This is a genomic window from Stenotrophomonas sp. FSL W7-1447, from assembly GCF_037966425.1.
Lineage (GTDB): Bacteria > Pseudomonadota > Gammaproteobacteria > Xanthomonadales > Xanthomonadaceae > Stenotrophomonas > Stenotrophomonas pavanii.
The window spans coordinates 736,181-759,830 of sequence record NZ_CP150199.1; the positions used below are offsets into that span (position 1 = coordinate 736,181).

Sequence of the window (23,650 nt, forward strand, 5' to 3'; positions counted from 1 at the left end):
CCAGCGATACCTGGATTACGCCGCCCGCAACTGCACATCCACATATTCGGCCAGCCCACGGCAGGCCAGCAACAGCCCTTCGCGCGCGCCGTCATCCATGTGCTGGTCGATATCCCCGTCCACGCGGACGCGTTCGGTGGCGTGCAGCAGTTCCAGCAGGAAACTGAGCCCTGCATTGGCGCGGTCGATGCGCGCCAAGGCCAGGCGCTGGCCCGGTGTGCGGTTGCTGCCGGGCCACGGCTGGCCATCGGCGGCATCGCCTTGGCGGATGTACTGCAGGCAGGCCTGCAGGGTGATGGCGCCAGGACTGTGACCGGTCTGCAGCGCAACGAAGGTGTCTTCCAGCGTGCGGGCCAGGTCATCGGGCAGGCGCGTGGCGGCCTCGCCCAGGGTGGCGAACAGGTGCGGGTAGGCGGAAGCGGTCATGGTGGCGTCCTTGTGCAAACGGCAAGGGGCCACCCTGCTTAACAGCGAGGGTGGCGGACGGTGCGTGGTTCCAATACCGGTGGTAGCTCTGCGAAACGCCGGCGGGCACGAGGCCCCCACGCACCGCCCGCCATAGGTGCGCGGACAGAATGCCTGCCGACGCCACCCAACAAGGAAAGGGTGACGCCGGCAGGCAAGCGTAAACAACAGAGTTACCTAACGGGATTGGAAGCCCGTGCCACCCGTTTCCGGTGGCGCTACATGATTTGCATGAAGCGCCAATGCTGCCAATGAGAATTGTTGGAAAGTTCGAAAGCGTTGCAACTTTGTCGCTGGCAGGTAGCGGATGGTGATTCTTGCCGAATGCGACATTCCCTGTAGCGTCGAGCCATGCTCGACTCTACAGCGGCATCGCGCAAGGAAGACGGTGCCGGAGTCATTCCGTGCGGTATGCATTTCCACTTCCGCCACGTATGCGACATGGCGCTACCCGTGATCACCACACATCATGCCGAGCGCAGGCAGATGCCGAGCTGAAGCTGGGCTGCGTTGGCGCGTGGGGCGGCGCAAGCGTGCAACGCGGCTACTGCCATCTGGTTGGTCGGCGGGCTTGTGCATGGCCTGGCAATGGGCGATGACCCCATAGAGTCCGAGCCATACCTGGCGTCGGTGAAGTCGGTCATTGCCGCAATCGAATGAATCTGGGCGTGTCTTTGCAATTTGTTGCATTCAAGTACGGGGTTGGGGCTGCCACATTGCCGTCCGCGACGGATACAGCCGCGTTCCCAATCAGCCTAGACAGAGAATTGAATGTCCATCACACCCCCACGTCATTTGTTGGCCATCGCGTTGGCCAGTGTTCTATCGACCGCCGTACCTGCGATGGCCCAGCAGGTCATTGCCGATGGCGACAGCCCCGGCGAAGAACTGAAGCAGCCGCCTGAAGGAAGCTACGCGACCAGTGGTCCAGGCGAGTTTGTTTTCCATGCCCGCAATGGCGGTGCAATCATCCCTCTGGCGCCGACGCATCTTTCAACCTCCGGAGAGGATGCCGCTGCCGTACGTGTTGAGGGCGTCGGCAGTATCGTCACCCTGCGGCCAGATAGCAGCATCCTCACCACGGGCACGACCTCAGCAGGTGTGTCAGTCACCGCCGCGGACTTCTCGGCATATGGCACACGCATCGAGACACGTGGGGCGGCATCTGCGGGCGTCGAAATTGACGGCGTCTCCGGTGCGGATCTGATCGACAGCGCCGTACACACCACCGGTGCGGCGTCGCACGGTCTGGTGGGCGCGGGCGGGGGCTATCTGTTCCTCCGCGACAGTCATGTTCACGTGGAAGGTGAAGGCTCCTGGGCTGCGGTCCTGAGTGACGACAGCTGGTTGCAGATCCACGGTGGCTCGCTGGTCAGCCAGCAGCATGGTGGGGTGTGGATACGGGGTGCGCGCATTCCCGGCATGACCCTGGCCGATGGTGCAGTGCTGTACGGTGGCAACCGGGTTGCCCTGCAACTGGACGCTGCCGTGACCGGGCGCTTCGATGTGGCACTGGAGAACAATGCCGTGATGGTGGGTGACATTGTCATCAATCCTGACGACCTGGCGGCCGGCCTGGTGCCGCAGTCGGAGGTGCATGTGCAGCTCGGCAGCGGGACCGCATGGAACGGCACCTCGGATCTGGTTCAAGCGATCTCAATGGAGACGGGTAGCCGCTGGATGCTGACGGGCGACGCACGTGTCGGCGAGCTGTCGGCCATGGGGAGTGAGCTGGTGCTTTCCGATCCCTGGCAGATCGGCTTCAACACGCTGACGGTGGATGGCAATCTGCACAGCGAGGCTGCGACGTTCGTTTTCCGCGGCGCCCTTGAAGGTGATGACTCGGCAATGGACCGCCTGCACGTGCGCGGCGACAGCAGCGGCGATGCAACGGTGGTTGTGCAGAACATCGGCGGCCTGGGTGCGCAGACGCTGGAGGGCATCACACTGATCCAGGTGGACGGGGCGTCGTTGGCCAACTACGCGCTGGCCGGTCGCGCGGTGGCGGGTTCGTATGACTACTTCCTGCACAAGGGAGGCGTTGCCGGTGGCGAAGGCAACTGGTACCTGCGGTCGCAGTTGCCAACCGCCCCAGACCCGTGCGCGATCGACCCATCGCTGCCGGGATGCGTGCCGGTGGATCCGACGGATCCGACGGATCCAATCGATCCGATCGATCCGGTCCTGCCGCCGCCGGTGTTGCGCCCGGAAGCGGGCGCCTACCTGGCCAACCAGTCGGCTGCGATCAGCATGTTCTCCCATCGTCTGAACGACCGCATCGGTGCCGTCTCGCGGGATGAAGGCCGTGCCGCCTGGGCACGCGTGGGCCGGCAGCAGGCGGACTTCAGCGCGGTCGGCGGCCAACTGTCGATCGATGGCACCACCTCGGTGCTGCAGATCGGTGCTGACCTGCTGCGGCGTGGCAATGCGGTTGCCGGTGTGATGCTGGGCAGCGGCCGCGCCGACAGCAGCGCAGTGTCCGATCTGACCGGCTACAGCGCCAAGGGCCGGGTGCGTGGCAGCGCGGTGGGTGTGTACGGCACCTGGCTGCAGGAAGCAGACGGCACGCGAGGCGCGCATGTGGACGCCGCCCTGCAGTACGGCCGCTTCGATAATCGCGTGCAGGGCATCGGCCTGGCGCCGGAGCATTACGACTCGCGCATGACCAGCGCGTCAGTGGAGTCCGGATACACCTTCAACGTGTGGCAGGGCAGCGCCAGCGCGCTGTACGTGCAGCCGCAGCTGCAGCTGAGCCATGTCGATTTCCGCGCCGATCGCCACGTGGAGAGCAACGGCACCGTGATCGATCACGCCGACGCCGGTGGCCTGAGCGGGCGCCTGGGCGTGCGTGTGTTTGGCCATGGCACGGCCGCCGGCAACACCGTGCAGCCGTACCTGGGCGTGAACTGGCTGCGTGGCAGCGGCAGCAGCACGTTGCAGTTCAACGGTGCCACGCTGGGCGCAGACGTGCCGCGCAACCGTTATGAGGTGCAGGCCGGTGCCGAGTTGAGGCTGGGCCAGCGCTGGGGCGCGTGGGGTGGCGTGAGCGTGCAGCGTGGTGATTACGGCTACCGCAACGTGGGTGGCCAGCTGGGCCTGCGCAGGGCCTGGTAAGCGGGCCTGCGGCGGGTCGGAGCCCATTGCCACGGCAATGGGTTCCGACCCCGCTGCTGCTTGAGAGCTGGGCCCAACAACGTCCGCTATGCCGCCCGCAACTGCACATCCACATACTCGGCCAGCCCACGGCAGGCCAGCAACAGCCCTTCGCGCGCGCCGTCATCCATGTGCTGGTCGATATCCCCGTCCACGCGCACGCGTTCGGTGGCGTGCAGCAGTTCCAGCAGGAAGCTGAGCCCCGCATTGGCGCGGTCGATGCGCGCCAAGGCCAGGCGCTGCCCGGGTGTGCGGTTGCTGCCGGGCCACGGCTGCCCATCGGCGGCATCGCCCTGGCGGATGTACTGCAGGCAGGCCTGCAGGGTGATGGCGCCAGGGCTGTTACCGGTCTGCAGCGCAACGAAGGTGTCTTCCAGCGTGCGGGCCAGGTCATCGGGCAGGCGCGTGGCGGCCTCGCCCAGGGTGGCGAACAGGTGCGGGTAGGGGGAAGCGGTCATGGCGGCGTCCTTGTGCAAGCGGCAAGGGGCCACCCTGCTTAACAGCGGGGGTGGCGGACGGTGCGTGGTTCCAATACCGGTGGTAAGCATGCGAAACGCCGGCGGGCACGAGGCCCCCACGCACCGCCCGCCATAGGTGCGCGGACAGAATGCCTGCCGACGCCACCCAACAAGGAAAGGGTGACGCCGGCAGGCAAGCGTAAACAACATGCTTATCAAACGGGATTGGAAGCCCGTGCCACCCGTTGTCGGTGGCGCTACATGATTTGCATGAAGCGCCAATGCTGCCAATGAGAATTGTTGGAAAGTTCGAAAGCGTTGCAACTTTGTCGCTGGCAGGTAGCGGATGGTGATTCTTGCCGAATGCGACATTCTTCGCCGCTCGCACCGTAGAGTCGAGCGCGCTCAACCACTTCGTCGAAGTGGCATCAGCTTCAGTGGGGGTTGCCGCGCTCAGCGGTGCCGCTAGGCTGGGTAGATGAAAATTCTCTTGATCGCCTTCTTGCTGGCCTCTTCGCCGGACGTCATAGAGCCCGGCTACAGAATGGGAGGCTACAACGAAAATCCGTCGCCGATGCCGGGCACGCTGAAGGCATTGGGCGCGCGATGGGAGATGGACTACAGAACACTACGCCCTGCCTTGTTGAAAGCGGGGTGGGGCGGAATACGACGCGAGTACTCGCATGCGACCGTGCTTGGATTTCCCGAGGTCAATTGTGGCCTCGGCTGGCAGGCGGTCTGCTGGTCCATGTTCCACAAGAATGGCCGGGATGTTTTTCTGCAACTGCATCCTACAGACGATGGCCGCCTTATCCTGATTGGCGCAGAGTGACACTTTCGCCATCGCCATCGCCATCGCCATCGCCATCGCCATCGCCATCGCCATCGTCGAGCTGTTTGTTGATACCCAGGCATTCATTGGTCGGGATGCCGGAGGCACTACCGGTTTTCGGGGTTCCCGCTGCTGAACTGTGAAGCGGTGCAGACGGGGCACGTGGGAGGCCCCATCCTGATTGCTCCTCTGGCCGGATCAGCCCGGATCAGCCCGAAAGAGTGGATCGCTGCCGGAAGAAAATACTGACCAGACAGGTCCATGGTTCCTTGCCATCGGCGCCGAGCTTGCTTGGCTGATGCAGAACGTAGCCGAGCGTTGGCCCGGTTCTACACGAGCAAAGTAAAGCGGCGCCGGAATCATCCGGCGCCGTGCATGTTTCTACATTACCAGCGGTACGACATGCTCAGATTGGCCGTCGCTTCGCGGTAACCATGGTCACCGCGCAACACGCCGAAGCCACCCCACGCACTCAGCCCGGAACGGAAGTCCACGCGCGCACCGGCATTGAGCTCGTAGCGGTTGCGCGGCACGCTGGCCTTCAGCGCTTCATCGTCGAACGCCATGCCGTTGCTGGCGCCATCGCGGTACCAGTTGGTCACCACATACGGGTTGACCGAGACACCCGCTGCCGAGCGGGATTCGCCCTGCAGGCGCAGGCCCACGCGGCCGGACAGGCCGCTGTCGCCCAGGCTGCGCACCACCGTGCCGTTGGTTTCTTCGTGGCGATCGGTGTTGGCGTCGGTGTAGACCAGCTGCAGCTCCGGCTGCAGGCTCAGCGCGGTGCGGCCGATCTGGCCGACGCCGAAGCGGTAGCCGGCTTCCAGCGAGCTCTGCCAGATGTCCGAGTCGTAGCGTTCCTCGGCCAGGCCTTCGCCCTGCACGCGGTTGCGGAACTGGCCGCGCTGCACGCTGGCATCCACATACAGTGCATCGTTGCTCCAGTTGCCGTACACGCCCAGCGCGCCACCGTTGACCTTGCCGCGTGCGCTGTAGCCGGTCAGCTGCGAACGCGAAGTAGCATCGGACTTGGCCAGCGTACCCATCACGCCGACGCGGCCCTGGCTGTTGTCGAACACGCCGATGTCCGCACCCAGCTGCAGGCGCGAGCGGTCCACGCGCAGGTCCAGCTGGTCTTCCACCGCCGACAGCTTGCTCTGCGCAGCGTCCACGCGGGCCCAGCCACGCACGCCATCAACGGCGGAGGTGTTGCCGCCCTGGCGGTCGCGCCAGCCGTGGCGCAGCAGCTGGTCCATCGCGAACTGGTTGGCCAGGTAGGCGCCGGCCTCCGGGCGCAGCACCGGCGTCGGGTCGATCGGATCAACGGGATCGACCGGGTCCACCGGATCGACCGGCGTGCACTCCGGCAGCGTGGGATCCACCACGCACGGGTCCGGCGTGCCGGCCAGCTCCGAGCGCAGGTACCAGCCGCCGTTGGTGGCGTCCTTGAACAGGAAGTACTCGTACTGCCCGCCCACCGCGCGGCCTTGCAGGTCGAACTGCGCATTGGAGGCACCGCCCACGCGGATCAGCTCGATGCCCTTGTCGGTCTTCGCGCCCGCGCCACCGGCATTGAGCACGTTGGCCTGGCCGTTGGCATCGCCCTTGATGATCAGCTTGTCGGTGGCCGAGCTGTCGTCACCCAGCTGGGTGTTGAACAGCAGGGTGCCGCCGGCACCGTCGAAGGTATCCACGCTGAGCGTGTTGAACGTGCTGCCATTGCCCAGCGCCACCGTGCCGGTACTGCCCAGCGCCAGGTGGCCGACGTTGCTGTCACCGATCATCAGCCAGGTGCTGTCGCTGTCGATGCTGGCCGAGCTGACGTTGATGAAACGGCCGTCGATCTGTGCCTTGTTGCGCAGGATCACGTCCAGCGTGCCGTTGGGCACCGAGGTTCGGTCATAGGTGATGTCGCCTGCCAGGCGCGAATCATCCACCGTGAAGTGGACCTCAGGCGTGGCAGTAGAGGGAGTCGCTTCATAGGCTTGCACCAGCAGCAGATTGCCATCGCCACCGGTGACGTGCGAATCATTGGCGATCGTAATGTCATAGCGCTGATCCTCCCTTCGCGGAGCGACGCGAAGGGCTGCGCCACGCCGGGAATTGATGGTTGAGGCATCCACACGCAGTGTGTTGTCAAAAGGCCCGACCGAACCCAGGAACAGGACGCCAACATTGTCTGCGTCGATGAAGGAGCCATTGACGATGTCCACTGTGCCAAAGCCCATGCGAACACCTATGCCGCTACTGCTGTCCCGGGATGCGTCCGGCGCGTCGCCCACCCGGACGTGGGTGCGGTCCAGCACCCCGCGTGGATCGATTGGCGTGGCGGGCACGGTCGGATTGTGGAACAGGTCCAGACCCACCGACAGCTGACGCCCCGCTTCGCCACCCGGGATGTTGATACTGCTGTTGACCAGTCGCGCCGTAGCACTACCGTTGGACAAGGTAATGCCTCCTCCCTGGAACAGCGTGCCGACCGCTTCAAGGGATGCGTCGTCCTGCAAAGACACGTTGTAGTACTCGCCGCTGACGCTGGGGTCGCGGGTGATCACAGCATTGTTCAGCGTAACGCGGGAGTCCTCACTTGCACTGATCTGGTTGGCCTCACCCCCATTGATGGTCAGCGCACCGCCGTTGCGCACACGCCACTGCTCGACCGGATCGCCCACGACAACCTCGGCACTTCCGCCATCGAGATCGCCGGCCCAGGCGGCGCCGATGGGCATCATCAGCGCCAACAGCAGGCAGCGCGCCAGTGGGCGCAGAGAAGGTGTAGCTGCAGGGAAAGATTGAACGCGCATGGTCGGGTCCTCCAGGTGGAATGGTCGGGACACTGCACTGCTGCGACACCCTGTTCAGGCTGGTGACGTATAGGCCTTGATCCTGTGAATGGCAGGTGATGGCGGGTGTATCACGTCAGTGCATGTCTTGATTGGTTCCCAGTGTCCGTGCGTGGCATACCCGTTCCCATGCAATTAGTTGCAAAGCCTGCTTGGCGAGGTCGAGGACGAGGGTCGCGGTTCAGTTCAACGCTGGAGGCATGCGACGTCTGGTCGCACCAGTTGTTGCAACACTTTCGATGGTGATGCCGGTCGCGTCTGCGGAGCATGGCCGCTCTTTCAGGAGAGCTGTCATGTCGATCCATCATGCACGCCGCAGTCATCTATCGCTGGCGCTGGCCAGTGTCTTGATTGCATCCCCCGCGCTGGCACAGCAGGTTGTTGCCGACGGCGACGAACAGAACCCGGCGGCGGGTGACTACGCCACCACCGAGCCGGTGGAGCCGGGCAACCCTGCCGGATATGCGTTCCATGCCATCAATGGCGGCAGCATCGTGCCGCTGGGCGAGGTCAATCTCACCACCGGGGGCATGTATGCCGCCGCTGCACGGGCGGAGGGCGCGGACAGCCGCATTGAACTGGTGCAAGGACGCGTGACCACCTCTGGTTATGGCGCAGCGGGCCTTTCCGCCGCTGCGGGTGGAGAGGTGCATGCCACTGGCGTAGAGATCCTGACCCTGGGCACTGCTTCCAATGGTGCTGAGGCTATCGACGGCAACCTGGTGCTTGATGGGGTTCAGATACGAACCCAGGCCGGTCTGTCACACGGCGTTTTCGTAAAGGACGGCAATGCGCGGGTGTCCGACAGTGTGATCCAGGTTGTTGCCAATCAGTCCAACGGGCTGGACGTGCGCGGCGGTACGCTGCAGGCCGAACGCGTGCGCATCGATGTGGGCGGGGGCGGGTATGGCGCGTGGGTGCAGGATGGCGCTAACGTCCACCTGCGCTCGGTGCAGATCAATGGCGTGGGGGCAGGTGCAAACGGCGTGTTGGCGGGCATCGGAACAACCGTGCTTGAGGACGTCGACATCAACCTCACCCACGAACGTTCAGGGGCAGGCCTGTACATCGGAGGCGACGTGGAGATGCGTGGCGGCCGCATCCACGCCGGTGGAGCAAACGCCAGTGTTGCCACTTTCGCGCCTGGCAGCAGCGCAACGTTGCTGTTGGATGGCGTTGAGATGTCCGGGCACCACGGGATCAACATGACCGCGGGTTCGGAGCTGACCATGCTCAACAGCCGCCTCGAAGCCACTTCGGTGGGCATCAACATCAACGGACGCGATGGTGTGGCCAGCGTCCAGGGCTCATCCATCACTACGCACAATGGTGTTGGCATCCTGATGATCGGCAAGGGCGAGCTGGATGTGGAAGGTTCGGAGATCACGGCAGACGGCAATTCCTGGCAGGCCATCTCGGTCCTGGATGGAGCCGCACGGGTGAGCTCCAGCCGATTGCGCACGCTCGGCCAGAATGGCCATGGCCTGTATGCAGAGGGTTCCGGCGGAAAGAATCCGCAGGTGAGCGCCGTCATGACCGATATCCTGACCGAAGGTGATGGCGCCATCGGTGCGATCGCGCGCGTGGGTGGCACCGTGCATCTGGCCGACAGCGTGGTGCGCACCACCGGCATCAACTCGCACGGTGTGCTGTCTGGCGGGACCGGTGAAATGACGTTGAGCAACACCCATGTACGCACCGAAGGCGAGGGCGCGTGGGCGGCGGTGATCAATGACAACGGTCGGATGCGCATCGACGGCGGCTCGCTGGTGAGCGCCCAGCATGGTGGCGTATGGCTGCGCAGCAGCCGCGAGCCGGGCCTGACCCTGTCCAACGGTGCGGTGGTATCGGGCGGCAATGGCATCGCCCTGGCGTTGGATGCCGCAGTGGCCGGGCGCTTCGATGTGGCACTGGACGGTGGCTCGCAGCTGGTGGGCGACATCGTCATCACGCCGGAGGACGAGGATGCGGGGCTGGTTCCGCTGTCCGACGTGCATGTGCGCCTGGCCGATGGATCGCTCTGGCAGGGTTCGTCGGATCTGGTGCAGACGATGGCCATCGAGAGCGGCAGCCAGTGGACGTTGACCGGTGACGCCACGGTGGGCGGGCTGCAGGTGCTCAAAAGCGGCGTGGCCCTGTCCGATGGCAGTGGTCGCTTCAGTACGCTCACCGTGGATGGCGATCTGCACAGTGAGGGCGCGACATTCCTGTTCCAGGGCGCGCTGGCCGGCGATGACAGCGCGATGGACCGCCTGCACGTGCGCGGCGACACCTCCGGTGACGCGCTGATCGCGGTGAAGAACATCGGTGGCGTGGGCGCGCCGACGGTGGATGGCATCCCGCTGATCGAGATCGACGGCGCATCGCGGGCGAACTACGCACTGAGCGGCCGCGCGGTGGGCGGATCGTATGAGTACTTCCTGTTCCAGGGCGGCCTGGCCGATCCTTCCGATGGCAACTGGTACCTGCGTTCGCAGTGGTTCGATGTCTGCCAGGACAACCCGGCTGCGCCGGGATGCGCGGTCGATCCTGGCCCGGATCCGATCGATCCGACGGACCCTGTGGATCCGCTGGACCCGGTCGATCCAGTCAATCCGATCCTGCCGCCGCCGGTGCTGCGCCCGGAAGCGGGGGCCTACCTGGCCAACCAGTCGGCTGCGATCAGCATGTTCTCCCATCGTCTGAACGACCGCATCGGTGCCGTCTCGCGGGATGAAGGCCGTGCCGCCTGGGCACGCGTGGGCCGGCAGCAGGCGGACTTCAGCGCGGTCGGCGGCCAACTGTCGATCGATGGCACCACCTCGGTGCTGCAGATCGGTGCTGACCTGCTGCGGCGTGGCAATGCGGTTGCCGGTGTGATGCTGAGCAGCGGCCGCGCAGACAGCAGCGCAGTGTCCGATCTGACCGGCTACAGCGCCAAGGGCCGGGTGCGTGGCAGCGCGGTGGGTGTGTACGGCACCTGGCTGCAGGAAGCGGACGGCACGCGGGGTGCGTATGTGGATGCCGCCCTGCAGCACGGTCGATTCGACAACCGGGTGCAGGGCATCGGCCTGGCGCCGGAGCATTACGACTCGCGCATGACCAGCGCGTCAGTGGAGTCCGGCTACACCTTCAACGTGTGGCAGGGCAGCGCCAGCGCGCTGTACGTGCAGCCGCAGCTGCAGCTGAGCCATGTCGATTTCCGCGCCGATCGCCACGTGGAGAGCAACGGCACGGTGATTGACCACGCCGCCGCCGGTGGCCTGAGCGGGCGCGTGGGCGTGCGTGTGTTCGGCCATGGCACGGCCGCCGGCAACACTCTGCAGCCCTACCTGGGCGTGAACCGGCTGCGTGGCAGCGGCAGCAGCACGTTGCAGTTCAACGGCGACACGCTGGGTGCGGACGTACCGCGCAACCGCTATGAAGTGCAGGCCGGTGCCGAGCTGAAGCTGGGCCAGCGCTGGCGTGCGTGGGGTGGCATGAGCGTGCAGCGCGGCGATCATGGCTACCGCAACGTGGGCGGCCAGCTGGGCCTGCGCAGGGCCTGGTAAGCGCGTGAAGCGGGGTCGGATCCCTTTGCCATGGCAATAGGATCCGACCCGACGGCTGCTGTAGAGCCGAGCCTATGCTCGGCTCACTGAGGTCTGGACGAAGGGCAGCCGAGCATGGCTCGGCTCTACAACCGCGTCGCGCTGTGACCAGACCTGAACGATGCCCAGCTCTGTCGCAATTGACCATTGAATGACTGCGGCGACGGTGGCGATGCTGGCCAATTGCTCGCTTCCGGTTGCCCGCGTGTCCCCTCCCGAACGTTCCCACAACGCCGCAATTGACGGCCTGCGCGCATTGGCGGTGCTGGCCGTCGTCCTCTTCCACACCAACGCCACCTGGCTGCCCGGTGGCTTCACCGGGGTGGATCTGTTCTTCGTGGTGTCCGGCTTCGTGATCAGCCAGTCGCTGGCCTCGCGCACCCATGCGTCGCTGGGCGCGATGCTGCTCGACTTCTACCGGCGCCGCGTGCTGCGCCTGTTGCCGGCGCTGCTGGTGATGCTGATGGCGACCTTCGTGCTGTCGGCGTTGTTCATTCCCCGCGCGTGGCGCAACGAGCAGTTCGACCAGACCGGCTGGGCCGCGCTGGTCGGCTTGAGCAACATCGTACTGGCCGGCCAGCAGGACGATTACTTCTCACCCGGTGCTGAACTCAATCCGTTCCTGCATACATGGACGCTGGGCGTGGAGGAGCAGTTCTACCTGGTCTTCCCGCTGTTGTTCTTCGCGTGGCTGCGCGGGCGTGAGCGCTGGCCGTGGTCGCGTTGGTTGTTGCCGGTGCTCACCGTGCTGTCGCTGGCGTGGGCGGGCTGGCAGGCGCAAACGGCACCGGCGGCAGCGTTCTATCTGCTGCCGGCGCGGTTCTGGGAGCTGGCCGCGGGCGCGCTGCTGTACCAGTGGATGCGTACGCGTACACCGGGCCGGAACGGTGACGCGGTTGCAGTGGCCGGGCTGGCGCTGCTGGCCGCAGGCGTGGTGATTGCCCCGCAGCTGGCGATGCCAGTGCCGGGTGTGCTGGCCACCGTGGCAGGTACCCTGCTGCTGTTGGCGAGCGTTTCGACAGCGGGGACATCGCGCATCGCCGGTGCGCTGGGCTGCGCACCGCTGGCCTACCTGGGCCGGCTGTCCTATTCGCTGTACCTGTGGCATTGGCCGCTGCTGGTGCTGCTGCGCTGGACGTATGGCCTGCATGGCGTCGCGCTGTGGCTGTATCCGGTGCTGCTGCTGGCGGTGTCGGCCGCGTCCTACCACGTCATCGAGCGCCCGCTGCGCAGTGCGGCGCCGCTGCTGCGGCTGGCACCGGCCAAGGTGCTGGCGATGGCGTTTCCGCTGGTGGCGCTGTGCGGTGCCGGCGCCTGGGCCACGGTGGAGTACCACGAGCAGGTCTCGCTGAGCGTCACCCGCGACGGCTACGCATGGCAGGCGTGCCGCTACCCGGCGTGGCGCCCGCTGGAGCCGGTGCGTGCGCCGGCGCTCGAAGGGCGGCGCCTGTTCGTGGCCGGTGATTCGCACGCGGCGGCGTATCGCACGATGACCAGCATGGTCGCGCGGCAGACCGGCATGGAGGTGCGCCAGCAGGATCGCGGCGGCTGCAGCTTCGTCAACCTGCTGCGGGCCAGCCCGGCTGGCTGCCAGGACTTCATTGAAGACACGCTGTCGACCATCGAACGCGAGGCGCGCCCGGGTGACATTGTGCTGCTGGCGGCCTTGCGCATGCCGGAACTGCGCGGCTTCGACTGGCAGCAGCAGGACGCACCGCCGATCTATCAACAGCTGCTGGCCGAGCGCACGCCGGCGCACGCACAGGCGGCACGCGACGAAGCCGATCGCGTGCTGGGGCGTTTGCAGAAGCTGGGCGTACACGTGGTGATCGACGCACCGCTGCCATTGTTCAAGGCCGGTGCGTACCGCTGTTCGGACTGGTTCAATCGCCGCAATCCGGCGTGTGCCGGCGGTCTGAGCATGCCGCGTGCGGATCTGGAAATGCTGCGCGTGCCGCAGATGGCACTGCTGGATGACCTGGCGGCACGTTACCCGTCACTGACCGTGTGGGATCCGCTGCCGCTGCTGTGCGGGCCGCAGACCTGTTCGGCGGTGGAAGAGGGCGAACCGCTGTTCTTCGACAACGATCACCTGAGTGGCCATGGCAACCGCGTGCTGCTGCCCAGCTTCCGGCAGACCCTGATCGATATCGCAGCCGACAAGACGGTGTAGCGCCGAGCTTACGCTCGGCTTGTGCGCGCGCAGTGCGGGCTTCATCGCGATCTGGTCGAAGAGCAGCCGAGCATGGCCCGGCTCTGCAGGAGAGCGTTCGGTCTATGCCGGCGGCAGCACCTTGCCTGGGTTGAGAATGCCGTCCGGGTCCAGCGCGGCCTTGATCGCGCGCATCGTCGCCAGCGTTTCCGGGGTGAAGGCCTGCGCCATGAAATCGCGCTTGGCCAGGCCAATGCCGTGTTCGCCCGACAGCGTGCCACCCAGCGCCAGCGTCAGCGCGAAGATCTTTGGCAGCGCGGCCTGCGCGCGTGCGTTTTCGTCGGCATCGTCCGGGTGGTAGAGGATGTTGACGTGCAGGTTGCCATTGCCGGCATGGCCGAAGGTGACGATGGTCAGCGTGTAGTCGCGTGCCAGCGCCTGCACGCCGGCCACCAGCTCCGGAATGCGCGACACCGGGACCACAACGTCTTCATTGATCTTGCCCGGCGCCACGCTGCGCAGCGCAGGCGACAGTGCCTTGCGCGCCGCCCACAACTGGTCGCGCGCGCGGCCTTCCATCGCCACGTCCAGTTCGATCATGCCGTCGCCTTCGGCGGCGCTGGCCAGGGCCTGCAGCAGATAGGGCAGGGTGTCATGGTCGCCATCGGCCTCGACCAGCAGCATCGCACCGGCCTCCGGCACGTCAGCACCATTGAGCCGCAGCAGCTCCAGGCTGCGCGCGTCCATGAACTCCAGGCGGGTCGGCACCACTGGCTGCGACATCAAGCGTGATACGGCGGCGGCGGCGGCATCGGCATCGCGGTACAGCACGCGCAGCCCGGCCTGGCTGACCGGCAACGGGGTCAGCTTCAGCGTGGCTTCCACGATCAGCGCCAGCGTGCCTTCGCTGCCCACCAGCAGATGGGTGAGGTCGTAGCCGGTGGCGTCCTTGGTGTAGGCACCACCGCAACGGATCACCTCGCCGGTGCCGGTCACCGCCACCAGGCCCAGCACGTTGTCGCGGCTGGTGCCGTACTTCACCGCGCGCGGGCCGCCCGCATTGCAGGCCAGGTTGCCGCCGATGCTGCAGATCTCGGCGCTGGAAGGATCCGGTGCCCAGAACAGGCCGTGCGGGGCCAGGGCCTGCTGCAGGGTGCCGTTGAGCACGCCCGGCTGGACGACAGCGCAGCGATCACCGGCGCGGATCTCGATGATGCGGCCCATGCGGGTGAACGACAGCACGATGCTGCCCGGTTGTGGGACGGCGGCGCCGGTGGTGCCGGTGCCGGCACCGCGCGCGACCAGCGCCACGCCATGTGCGCGACAGGCGCGCACCAGTGCCTGCACCTGTTCGATGTCGGCCGGCAGCGCGACCGCCGCCGGGCGCTGGCGGCGCCATGAGTTGTCCTGCGCGTTGGCCTCCAGCGCGCGGTCATCCATGCGCCAGCCCTCCGCGCCCAGCAGGGCGGACAGTTCGGCAACCAGGGCAGCAGGCAGTGCGGTACTCATGATGGATCTCGCGGGGCAGCAGGAGCGGGTTGGATCAGTTTCCAGGCGACAACGGCGCCGGCCAGCGGCAGCCACACCCAGCGCAGTTCGGAGAGCAGGGTAGCCAGGCCGCGTGCGCTGAAGAACTGTGGGGCAAACGGTGAAACCCGGATCGGTCGCCACGGTGCGAAGAAGCGCTGTTCGCTCCACGGCCAGGCCAGCGCGACGCCGAGGCCGCCGGAGGTCATCGCATCGAGCAGTGGATGGCTGGCGGCACAGATGAACACGAATACAGCGGCTTGTACGGTCGATGCCGCCGTTGGCCCTGCCTTGGCAGGTGCCAACCTTGGTTGGCACGAAACCGCCGACCAAGGTCGGCCGCTACCAAAGAATGCCAACACCGCCGCTACCGCCGCCAGCACGAACGCAAACAGCAGTGAATGGCTGGCGCCGCGATGGCCGAAGGCATCCGCATAGGGAATGTGCAGCGCAAAGGCCAGTACATCGGCATCGGGCAGCATCGCTGCGATCACGCCGGCCGCCAGCAGGCGCGACGGGATGCGGCCATGATCAGCGGCGCACCACAGCGCCAGCGGCACAGCGGCATGGGTGATGATCGACGGCATCAGTCACGCACCATGGTAGTGCCGGCCGCGGACCGGCTGCAGGCCCGACGGGTAGTGCCGGCCGCTGGCCGGCTGCAGGTCCGACGGGTAGTGCCGGCCGCTGGCCGGCTGCAGGCCCGACGGGTAGTGCCGGCCGCTGGCCGGCAAACAGTAACCATCAGCAGTCATCCAATCGGAACGCATCCCGCAGCCAATGCAGCTGCGGCGGTTCGCCGGTGGCTTCGACCACGTCGAAGCGGCAGGGCGCATTGGCCAGCGCCGGGTGGTCCTGCAGGTACAGCTGCGCGGCATGGGCCAGGCGCCGGCATTTGCGCGCATCGACCGAAGCGGCGCCACCGCCGAAATCCGATCGCGCACGGTAGCGCACTTCCACGAACACCACGGTGCCGGCATCGTCCATCACCAGGTCCAGTTCACCGCCGCGATAGCGCACGTTGCGTGCACGCGGCTGCAGTCCGGCCAGTTGCAGGTGCTGCTCGGCGGCGGCTTCCACCGCCGAGCCCCGTTGGCTGCGCTCAGCGACCACCGACGATCGGCATCGGCCGGCCGCCACTGAAGGTCGACCATGCCGGCTGGCGCAGGATGTTGCCATTGCTGTCCAGGAACAGGGTGCCGGTGGCACCGTCCAGGCCGCCTTCGTTGGACAGCTTGTCCAGGTAGGCGGTGATCTTCCACGCGTCGGCACCGAAGGCGAACAGGCGGCCGGCCGCACCGCGTGCGCTCGGCAGGGTGCTGGCCACCTGGCTGGCCGACGGCAGGCCGGACACGCTGCGCACGTTCCAGGCTTCGTTCGGGTAGACGATGCCGTCCAGCGCCACGTCTTCTTCCACCTTGCCGCTGCCGACGGTCAGCTGCGAGGTGCCGACGCGGGTCGCGCCACCGGCACCGGCCAGCGCCAGCTGCGGCGCCAGCAGGCGGGCCTGCGGCGCACGCACGGCGAGGAACACGGCATCGACCTGGCCGGCGTTGCGCACCTGGGCGCTGACGTCGCCCACCGCATCGCTGACGCCGACCGTGGCCACGACCTGGCCACCGCGCTGGGCGAAACGCTGGGAGAAGGCGGCGGCGGCACGGCGGCCGGTGTCGTCGGCGCTGTTGATCACCAGCGCCTTGCCGCGCTCGCGGCCGCGCAGGTACTCGGCCGCGACGATGCCATCGTCTTCCGGTGCCAGCGAGAAGCCGGCGCTGCCGGCCGGCGGTGCGTCCTTGCCACGGTTCAGGGCCAGCACCGGCACCTGCAGCTGCTGGCGGCCGTACACCGCGTCCACTTCGTCGCGGCCCAGCGGGCCGACCACGAAGTCGGCACCGGAGGCAACGGCCTTGTCGTAGGCGGCGAGGGCACCGGCCGGGGTGCCGGCGGTGTCGAAGAAGTTGATGTCCGGGCGGCGGCGGCTTTCACCGTAGTAGGCGCTCAACAGGCCATCGCGCACCGGCTGTGCGGCGGTGGCCAGGCGGCCGCTGAGCGGCAGCAGCACGGCCAGCTTGGCCGGCGGGCGGTAACCGTCGCTCATCGCCGGCGGGCGCTTGCTGGTGTCGAACTGGGCCGCGCCATCGCGGTCGAACGGGCGCGGCAGCGGCAGGCCACGCGCGATCAGTGCGCGGCCGGCGAAGTTGTAGAGCGGGTCGTTGGCCGGCAGGGCGGCGGCGCGGCTGCGCAGCGTGGCGTCGTCGAGGGTGCCGAGCAGGCCGGCAATGGCGGCCTGGTTATCGCTGCGCGCACTGCCGGTCAGGCTGGCATGGGCGCGGGCGCGCTCGGTGGCGGCGCCGAAGGCATCGCCGGTGCCCTGCAGGGCGCCGGCCCGGGCCAGGTACCAGCGCGTACGCAGGGCTGGCAGCACGTTGTCGCCATGGTCCTTCAGCAGGGCCAGCGCCTGCGCCGGCTGCTTGTCGGCCAGGGCCAGCTCGGCACTGGTCAGCTGGTAGCGCTGCAGGCTGGCGCCGGACAGCTGGCGGGCGGTGAGCTGGCCGAGCAGGCTGCGCGCGCGGGCACTGTCACCGGCGAGGTGCCAGGCCCAGGCCGCATCGGCCAGTGCGTTGCTGCGGGCACCGCCACGCAGCGTGGCGGCCAGGCCTTCCAGCTGCAGTGCGGCGTCGCGCGGCTTGCCCTGTTCGATCAGCGCCAGCGCCTGGCCCTGGGCCGGCGAATCGGGGGTGCTGGTCAGGCTGGTGGTGGCACAACCGGCCAGCAGCATCAGCGACAACGACAGGGCGGAGATCCGTGCGGCGGGCTTGTTCATGATCGGGTCCATGCGATGAGGGCAGCGGCCTTGGCCGGGTACACGCTACGATTCTACCCTTGCCCCGTGAGTACCGCTGAAATGAGTGTCCCAACCCTGTACGTCGTCGCCACCCCGATCGGCAACCTGGCCGATCTGAGCCCGCGCGCGCAGGAGGTGCTGCGCTCGGTGGCGGCCATCTGTGCCGAGGACACCCGCCGCAGCGGCCAGCTGCTGTCCCATTTCGGCATCCAGCAGCCGCTGGTGGCCCTGCACGAACACAACGAGGAGGCGCTGGCGCAGCGACTGGTCTCGCGCCTGCAGGCCGGCGAGTCGCTGGCGCTGGTCAGTGACGCCGGTACGCCGCTGGTCAGCGATCCGGGGTTCCGCCTGGTGCGTGCCGCGCGCGCGGCGGGCATCAAGGTCAGCCCGGTGCCCGGCGCCTGCGCCGCCATCGCCGCGCTGAGCGTGGCCGGCCTGCCCAGCGACCGTTTCAGTTTCGAGGGCTTCCTGCCGGCCAAGGCCAGCGGCCGCCGCGACCGCCTGCAGGCGCTGGCCGGCGAAGTGCGCACGATGGTGTTCTACGAATCCTCGCACCGCATCGCCGAATCGCTGGCCGACATGGCGGCGATCTTCGGCGGCGAGCGCCCGGCGGTGCTGGCCCGCGAGCTGACCAAGCTGTTCGAGACCGTGCTTGATGGCGACCTGGCGGGCCTGCTGACGAAGGTCGAGGCCGACGAGAACCAGCGCAAGGGCGAGTTCGTGGTGATGGTGCAGGGCGCCGGCGATGACGAGGAAGCGCAGCTGGCACACGGCCGCCGCGTCTACGCGAAGCTGAGCGAGCACCTGCCGCCGTCGACCGCCGCCAAGCTGGCCGCGGAACTGACCGGTGCGCCGCGCAAGGCGTTGTACGGCAGTTGATGGATAGCTCCGGGCCATGTCCCGGAGCGCGCGGCGCGAAATGCGAAACGGTTCGGATCCGCCGGAGGGGCACCAACCTCTGGCGCGTGAACGTGCCCACGTGCGCGGCTGAGGGACGAATCCGGGGACGGACAATGTCGTGATGAGCAGCAACGACCGACCCACTGATGATCGTACGAAGCCAGCAGCCTTGGGTATTAGGGGACGTCCTGCAGAGCGACATTGAGATCAGTCGAGCCCGTGCGGATACTCCCGATGCGGAAGGGTTTCCGTAGTGTGACCCCATTTCCGCGGCCTCTGAGGCGTGAGGACCGGTGCTCGGGATGTCTGTCCTGGACGAAGACGCCCCTGCACACGCCTCTTCATCCCCCCCTTGGGAGTAATTGTTCGAGATGGCATTGACAGCCTACCTTCAAGCTCATTTCCTGCCAAAGGATGCGTTCGCCGCATTCTGCAATGTGTCAGAAGAAAGACTCAGTCACCTGATTGCAGTGGGCGCGGTGCCGCAGCCCACCTACACCTGCGAAGGTGGCACCATCCGATCTGCAGTGTTCGGCTCCATTCCCATCAGCGAAGACCTTGTGGGGGAGTACTTCCGTACCGATTGCGCACGCTGGATACGCATTGCCGATCATGCACCACCGGGCAGTGAGCGGGCGGCTGTGGTCGACGTTCTGCTGCAGGAGCTCGAGGGCTACATGACAGCCGTGCTTGGGGATGCCAACGCTGCGCACGACAAGGCGCAACTGCTGCTCCCGCACTTCTTCAACGGGACCTTCGGTCTGTGTATCGCAGATCCGTCCACCGGCACCGGCATCGCAAGAAAGGAGCTGGAACAACTGGTCGCACTCGCCAGTGACACCCACACTCCTCTCGACGCGCGTGTCGACAGGCAGGCGCTGCTGGCACTGATTGACGATTATGCGCGTGCGTCGATGCCGTTCTCGCCGGCCGAGTATGACCGTAGCAGCAGAAAGCGATGGGTCGACGATCTTCGCCGGGAGCTGGACGAAAAGTCCTGAAAAGCGTGCAGGCCTGCATGGGTCATTCACAGCCTGGGACGCTGGAACGCGAATGAGCGGCGGAATTCCGGAGGTGAAGGAGTGAAGCTCTCAAATTTACTTGAGGGAGGGAAGACAGATGCTGGAAAAGGGACTGTTCCTGCTGTTCGCTCTGGCCGACGTGCCAGCTCCTGCAGCTGAAGGGCCGCCACCTGCGGCCATTACCGAAGCCGATCTGGGCCCGGACTATGTTGGCTACCTGCTGTTCGATCCGGGGTTGGTCGAATTCAATCGGCTGCAGTCGGTCCGCGATTACAGCAATTACCTGACCTATCGCGCGGCACGTGACGCGTTGGAGAACTACGAGGGATGTCTGCAGTTGGGGGCCGACAACCATGCACAGATCGAGGCGGCCTACCAGCAATTGGTGAACAGCCAGCAGCGGTACGTCAGCGCAGCGCAATGGCGCGACCTGCGGCAGGCCCTTCGTGCGGGGCGCGAGCCGGTGCCCGAGCGCGCGTCGTGGCAATGCGCCGCATTCGTGGACAACGCGCCGTATTTCGATGCGGGGTTGGACGATGCACTGCTGGGCGCCACCGAATTGGCGCGCGAGCAGGCCGGGGAAGGGGATTCGCGTAGCGATGCGCTGCGCCCGGTCCTCGGCGTTCAAATGGGGGGCGCGACCGTGATCGAATCCGAGCCTGACGAAGGTCCGGCCCATCGCGCCGGCCTGCGCAAGGGGGATGAGGTGCTGGCCGTGGCGGGTACCCGAGTGAAGACCGTCTTCGGTATCGGCCAAGCGTTGAAAGCCCACGCGCCGGGCGATCGCGTGGACGTGCGCGTCCGCCGCATTGAATGGGACGGTTCGCAACCGCAGGTGCGGGAATTGATCGTCGGGGTGGTGCTGGAGTCGCGGGCGGCGGTGATGGCGAGGGCGAAGGGCCGCTAGAGCCACGCCACGCGTGGATGAACCGGACGCCGCGATCGGCACGGCAGGAAGGGCGTGCGTACGCTAGAATATGCGCTGGCGGAGTCGGCCAGACAGTCGCGTCATCCCTTCGGGGGTGCCGAGGAAAGTCCGGGCTCCATAGGGCAAGGTGCCAGGTAACGCCTGGGCGGCGCAAGCCGACGGAAAGTGCAACAGAAAGATACCGCCTACGTCTTCTTCGGAAGGCCGGTAAGGGTGAAATGGTGCGGTAAGAGCGCACCGCGAGTCTGGCAACAGACCGGCACGGCAAACCCCACCTGGAGCAAGACCAAATAGGGATCCTTTGGCGCGGCCCGCGTTGGATCCGGGTAGGTTGCTTGAGCGTTGCGGTGACGTAACGCCTAGAGGAATGACTGTCCACGACAGAACCCGGCTTATCGGCCGGCTCCGCCTCTTTCTTCCATGGGCATGAACTGCGCATCGGTAGTGTAGGCCGCTGGTAAGCAGCTTCACGATGCCCGCAGCGGCGGACAGAATGCTGTAGCCGGCCAGCGGCACTACCTCGACGTCGCGCGGTCCTCAGCCCGGCGTGCGGTACTGCCCGGCGGAGATGAACTGCGAGAAGCGCTCGCACCACACCACGACGGTGGTGTAGTCGTCCACATCCACGTTCGCGGGCACCTCGACCAGGAAGCGGTTGAAGGTCTTCACTTCGCCGATGCGCTGAGCCTGCGCCTTGATCTTAAGGAAGTCGGCCTTGTTGTCGACGAAGTCACGGACCAGGTACACCTTGTAATCCGGGCCCGGTCCCATCTTCCCGTCGAAGGCGACCTGGGTGGCACTGACACTGACCTTGCCTTCGGCCCAGTGCACTGCGTCGCTGCCCTTCAGGTCGCGGCGGAAGGTGGTGCGGTAGGCGGCGTCTTTCATGGCGGCCTGTACCTGTTCCACCGGCGGGTCATCGGGGGCGATCAGGATCGGCAGGAGGTAGATGCCCAGGCCGAAGCCCAGGCCGAGGGTGAGCAGGTGGGTGGCGAGCAGGATGAGGATGCGGCGCATGGGGCCTCCTTGTGGTTGCGGTCGATCGCGCGGCGAAAGGCCGGGCGCGACCACCCTGGGAGGTGAGGGCCGACATTTATAGACACAGTGCCGAATGCGAAAAGGACACAGTGGGCGGGCTGCGATGCTGAAATCCCTGTGGCGCGGACGGATCGCGGTCGGCGCTGGAAGCTGAATGACGTTTCAGGCGTGGTGCGCTGACGACGACCGTCACTTCAATGACGACACGCGTGCGGGTAGTGCTAGGCCGCTGGTACAACGTCCTGTCTGTCCAGACATCGCAGCGCTGTAGGCCAGCGGCGGCACTACCACGCTGGCAATCGAATCCGGCCAGCGGCCGCACTACCTCCCCCGCCGAGAGCATCCGGCCAAGGGCCGTCATGACCGGGTCAGAAAATGACGTGGCTCTGTCCGCTGGGGACACCCTGCGGGCCGAAGCGGCGCTCGTGGATCTCGCCGTGGCCGTCGCCATCGATCAGCAGCACGGTGCTGGCACGGGTGCCGTAGTCGTCGCCGCGGATGAAGGCCGGGCTCAGCCAGCGCTCGCGCTCCAGGCCGATGCCGGTGTCGGGCAGGTCGCTGTCGGCGGGGCGGTGTTCGTCGGCCAGCGCGGCCCAGAGCGGGGTCAGATCCCTTTCGCGCTGCGAAAGGGATCTGACCCCGTCTTCCTGCAGCCAGGCTTCAAGGGCCGCCATCAGCCGCCGGGTCTTCGGCCAGGGGGCGTCCAGCGCGCCGTTGGACATGCCGTGTACGCCCGGACCGAGGGTCTGCCGTTCGGCGGGGTGGTTGCCCAGGTACTCCAGGCTGTCGCTATCGGCCAGCAGGAGATTGAACGGGGCGTAGGCGCCAGCCACGGTCGCCAGGCGGTCGATATGCACGGCCGCCGGCTCGCGGCCGCGCAGGAAGTCGGCCACCAGCGCGCCCCGCGACGGGCCGGTCTGGGCGGCCAGCGGGTCGCGGACGTTGGTGACCACCGCCATCCGGCCCGAGGCGCCAACCCCGGCCCAGCCTCCGCCGGAGCGCAGGTCGCGACCGCCGATGACCGACGTCTCATCCTGCCAGGGGGCCAGCGCCGCCGTCGGGCGGGCGTGGAACTCATCACGGTTGCCGGCCATCACCAGCCGCCACCGCGGGTGGTGCATCCAGCCAAGAGCGAGCAGGCACATGGCTTCATTGTGCACGGTTTGCGCAGTCTGGCGCCGTTTCCGGGCCGCTCCGGATGAATGCGCGGCTGATGTTTCACGCCCTGTCCACGCCCCTGAACTTCCGTTCAATCTCAAAAATTGAGACGGATCAGCAACTTGTGGATAAGCCTTGAACAATTCTCTAAAGGTTGTTGCAAGCCATTGATGCGGCTGGCGATTTCCCTGCTGAAAAGTTGTTGACAACCCTCCGCCCGCTGCTAAGGTGGGCATCAGAGGGAAATCCGGGTGTTTTGTGGGTTTTCGTGGTTCAATGTTTCACCGGGCGAAGGACAAGGTGCAGGCGTCGTGTTCCAGGGCGAGACGGCCATCACAGTTGACGACAAGGGGCGCATGGCGGTTCCCACCGCTTACCGCGACCTCGTCGCGCGCGCCAGCAACAACCGTCTCGTGCTGACCTACAACCCGTTCGAAGCCGGCTGCCTGTGGCTGTACGCAGAGTCGGAATGGGAGCGGGTCCGCGACGATGTGATGTCCAAGCCCAACACCCAGCGCGTCGTGCGCCTGTTGCAGCAGAAGCTGGTCGGCTCGGCCGCCCATCTGGAACTGGACGGCAACGGTCGCATCAGCATCCCCGCCAGCCACCGCGGTGCGGTGGGCATTGAGAAGAAGGCGGTATTGCTCGGCATGGGCGACAAGTTCGAATTGTGGAGCGAGCAGGCGCATCGGGCCCTGATCCAGCAGACGTTGTCTGACGAGGATCTGGGTGATGGGTTGCTCGACCTGAAGTTGTGAGC

At 66.6% G+C, this 23,650-nt stretch carries 17 protein-coding genes and 1 other RNA gene; 9 read left to right on the top strand and 9 right to left on the bottom strand.

What is annotated here, in order from left to right; genetic code table 11:
- Positions 1–15 precede the first annotated feature (15 nt).
- Complete coding sequence (locus NSQ78_RS03315) at positions 16–426, bottom strand: hypothetical protein (protein WP_064237649.1); 411 nt, start codon at positions 424–426, stop codon at positions 16–18.
- An 810-nt stretch (positions 427–1,236) separates the two neighbouring features.
- Here NSQ78_RS03315 and NSQ78_RS03320 point away from each other — a divergent pair.
- Complete coding sequence (locus NSQ78_RS03320; RefSeq protein WP_064237650.1) at positions 1,237–3,579, top strand: autotransporter outer membrane beta-barrel domain-containing protein; 2,343 nt, start codon at positions 1,237–1,239, stop codon at positions 3,577–3,579.
- A gap of 86 nt (positions 3,580–3,665) precedes the next feature.
- Here NSQ78_RS03320 and NSQ78_RS03325 read toward each other — a convergent pair whose 3' ends face one another.
- Positions 3,666–4,076 carry a hypothetical protein gene (locus NSQ78_RS03325; protein WP_064237651.1) on the bottom strand — a complete coding sequence of 137 codons (411 nt, stop codon included), beginning with the start codon at positions 4,074–4,076 and terminating at the stop codon, positions 3,666–3,668.
- Positions 4,077–4,554: 478 nt separating this feature from the next.
- Between NSQ78_RS03325 and NSQ78_RS03330 the strand changes: the two genes are divergently transcribed.
- Entirely contained in the window at positions 4,555–4,908 is a 354-nt protein-coding gene (locus NSQ78_RS03330) for a hypothetical protein (protein WP_154803397.1), read from the top strand.
- Between the two features lie 386 nt (positions 4,909–5,294).
- Here NSQ78_RS03330 and NSQ78_RS03335 read toward each other — a convergent pair whose 3' ends face one another.
- Positions 5,295–7,712, bottom strand: coding sequence for an autotransporter outer membrane beta-barrel domain-containing protein (locus tag NSQ78_RS03335; protein ID WP_064237653.1), 2,418 nt, complete (start codon positions 7,710–7,712; stop codon positions 5,295–5,297).
- A 332-nt stretch (positions 7,713–8,044) separates the two neighbouring features.
- On the opposite strand from NSQ78_RS03335, the gene NSQ78_RS03340 reads away from it, so the two are divergent.
- Together NSQ78_RS03340 and NSQ78_RS03345 are read left to right on the top strand one after the other, a co-directional pair.
- Complete coding sequence (locus NSQ78_RS03340; protein WP_188238363.1) at positions 8,045–11,281, top strand: autotransporter outer membrane beta-barrel domain-containing protein; 3,237 nt, start codon at positions 8,045–8,047, stop codon at positions 11,279–11,281.
- A gap of 190 nt (positions 11,282–11,471) precedes the next feature.
- Positions 11,472–13,493, top strand: coding sequence for an acyltransferase family protein (locus NSQ78_RS03345; protein WP_064237655.1), 2,022 nt, complete (start codon positions 11,472–11,474; stop codon positions 13,491–13,493).
- Positions 13,494–13,595: 102 nt separating this feature from the next.
- Here the strand turns inward: NSQ78_RS03345 and NSQ78_RS03350 are convergent, their stop codons facing one another.
- From NSQ78_RS03350 to NSQ78_RS03365, 4 genes are all read right to left on the bottom strand, one after another.
- Positions 13,596–14,981, bottom strand: a complete 1,386-nt coding sequence (locus NSQ78_RS03350; protein ID WP_064237656.1) for an FAD-linked oxidase C-terminal domain-containing protein — start codon at positions 14,979–14,981, stop codon at positions 13,596–13,598.
- Positions 14,978–15,586: a metal-dependent hydrolase gene (locus tag NSQ78_RS03355; protein ID WP_064237657.1), complete on the bottom strand. Its 609-nt coding sequence runs from the start codon at positions 15,584–15,586 to the stop codon at positions 14,978–14,980. The genes NSQ78_RS03350 and NSQ78_RS03355 overlap by 4 nt, the downstream gene beginning before the upstream one ends.
- Positions 15,587–15,743: 157 nt before the next feature.
- Entirely contained in the window at positions 15,744–16,112 is a 369-nt protein-coding gene (locus NSQ78_RS03360) for a YraN family protein (RefSeq protein ID WP_049468249.1), read from the bottom strand.
- The gene (locus tag NSQ78_RS03365; protein ID WP_064237658.1) at positions 16,102–17,823 is read right to left on the bottom strand and encodes a penicillin-binding protein activator; all 1,722 of its coding nucleotides are present in this window, start codon (positions 17,821–17,823) and stop codon (positions 16,102–16,104) included. Before NSQ78_RS03365 ends, NSQ78_RS03360 begins: the two co-directional genes overlap by 11 nt.
- Positions 17,824–17,904: 81 nt before the next feature.
- Here NSQ78_RS03365 and rsmI point away from each other — a divergent pair, with 81 nt between their 5' ends.
- The 4 genes from rsmI (at position 17,905) to rnpB (ending at position 21,105) form a co-directional block, all read left to right on the top strand.
- Positions 17,905–18,723: a 16S rRNA (cytidine(1402)-2'-O)-methyltransferase gene (rsmI, locus tag NSQ78_RS03370; RefSeq protein WP_064237659.1), complete on the top strand. Its 819-nt coding sequence runs from the start codon at positions 17,905–17,907 to the stop codon at positions 18,721–18,723.
- 392 nt (positions 18,724–19,115) lie between these two features.
- Entirely contained in the window at positions 19,116–19,745 is a 630-nt protein-coding gene (locus NSQ78_RS03375) for a DUF6058 family natural product biosynthesis protein (protein WP_154803398.1), read from the top strand.
- 118 nt (positions 19,746–19,863) lie between these two features.
- Complete coding sequence (locus NSQ78_RS03380) at positions 19,864–20,673, top strand: PDZ domain-containing protein (protein WP_064237661.1); 810 nt, start codon at positions 19,864–19,866, stop codon at positions 20,671–20,673.
- An 80-nt stretch (positions 20,674–20,753) separates the two neighbouring features.
- Positions 20,754–21,105, top strand: an RNA gene (rnpB, locus tag NSQ78_RS03385) — RNase P RNA component class A.
- 126 nt (positions 21,106–21,231) lie between these two features.
- On the opposite strand, the gene NSQ78_RS03390 is transcribed toward rnpB, so the two are convergent.
- Both NSQ78_RS03390 and NSQ78_RS03395 read right to left on the bottom strand, forming a co-directional pair.
- Positions 21,232–21,711, bottom strand: coding sequence for a DM13 domain-containing protein (locus NSQ78_RS03390; RefSeq protein ID WP_064237662.1), 480 nt, complete (start codon positions 21,709–21,711; stop codon positions 21,232–21,234).
- Between the two features lie 389 nt (positions 21,712–22,100).
- On the bottom strand, positions 22,101–22,877 hold the full coding sequence (locus NSQ78_RS03395) for an NRDE family protein (protein WP_064237663.1): 777 nt from the start codon (positions 22,875–22,877) through the stop codon (positions 22,101–22,103).
- Between the two features lie 369 nt (positions 22,878–23,246).
- On the opposite strand from NSQ78_RS03395, the gene NSQ78_RS03400 reads away from it, so the two are divergent.
- The gene (locus tag NSQ78_RS03400) at positions 23,247–23,648 is read left to right on the top strand and encodes a division/cell wall cluster transcriptional repressor MraZ (RefSeq protein WP_008266948.1); all 402 of its coding nucleotides are present in this window, start codon (positions 23,247–23,249) and stop codon (positions 23,646–23,648) included.
- The last annotated feature ends 2 nt before the right edge of the window (positions 23,649–23,650 follow it).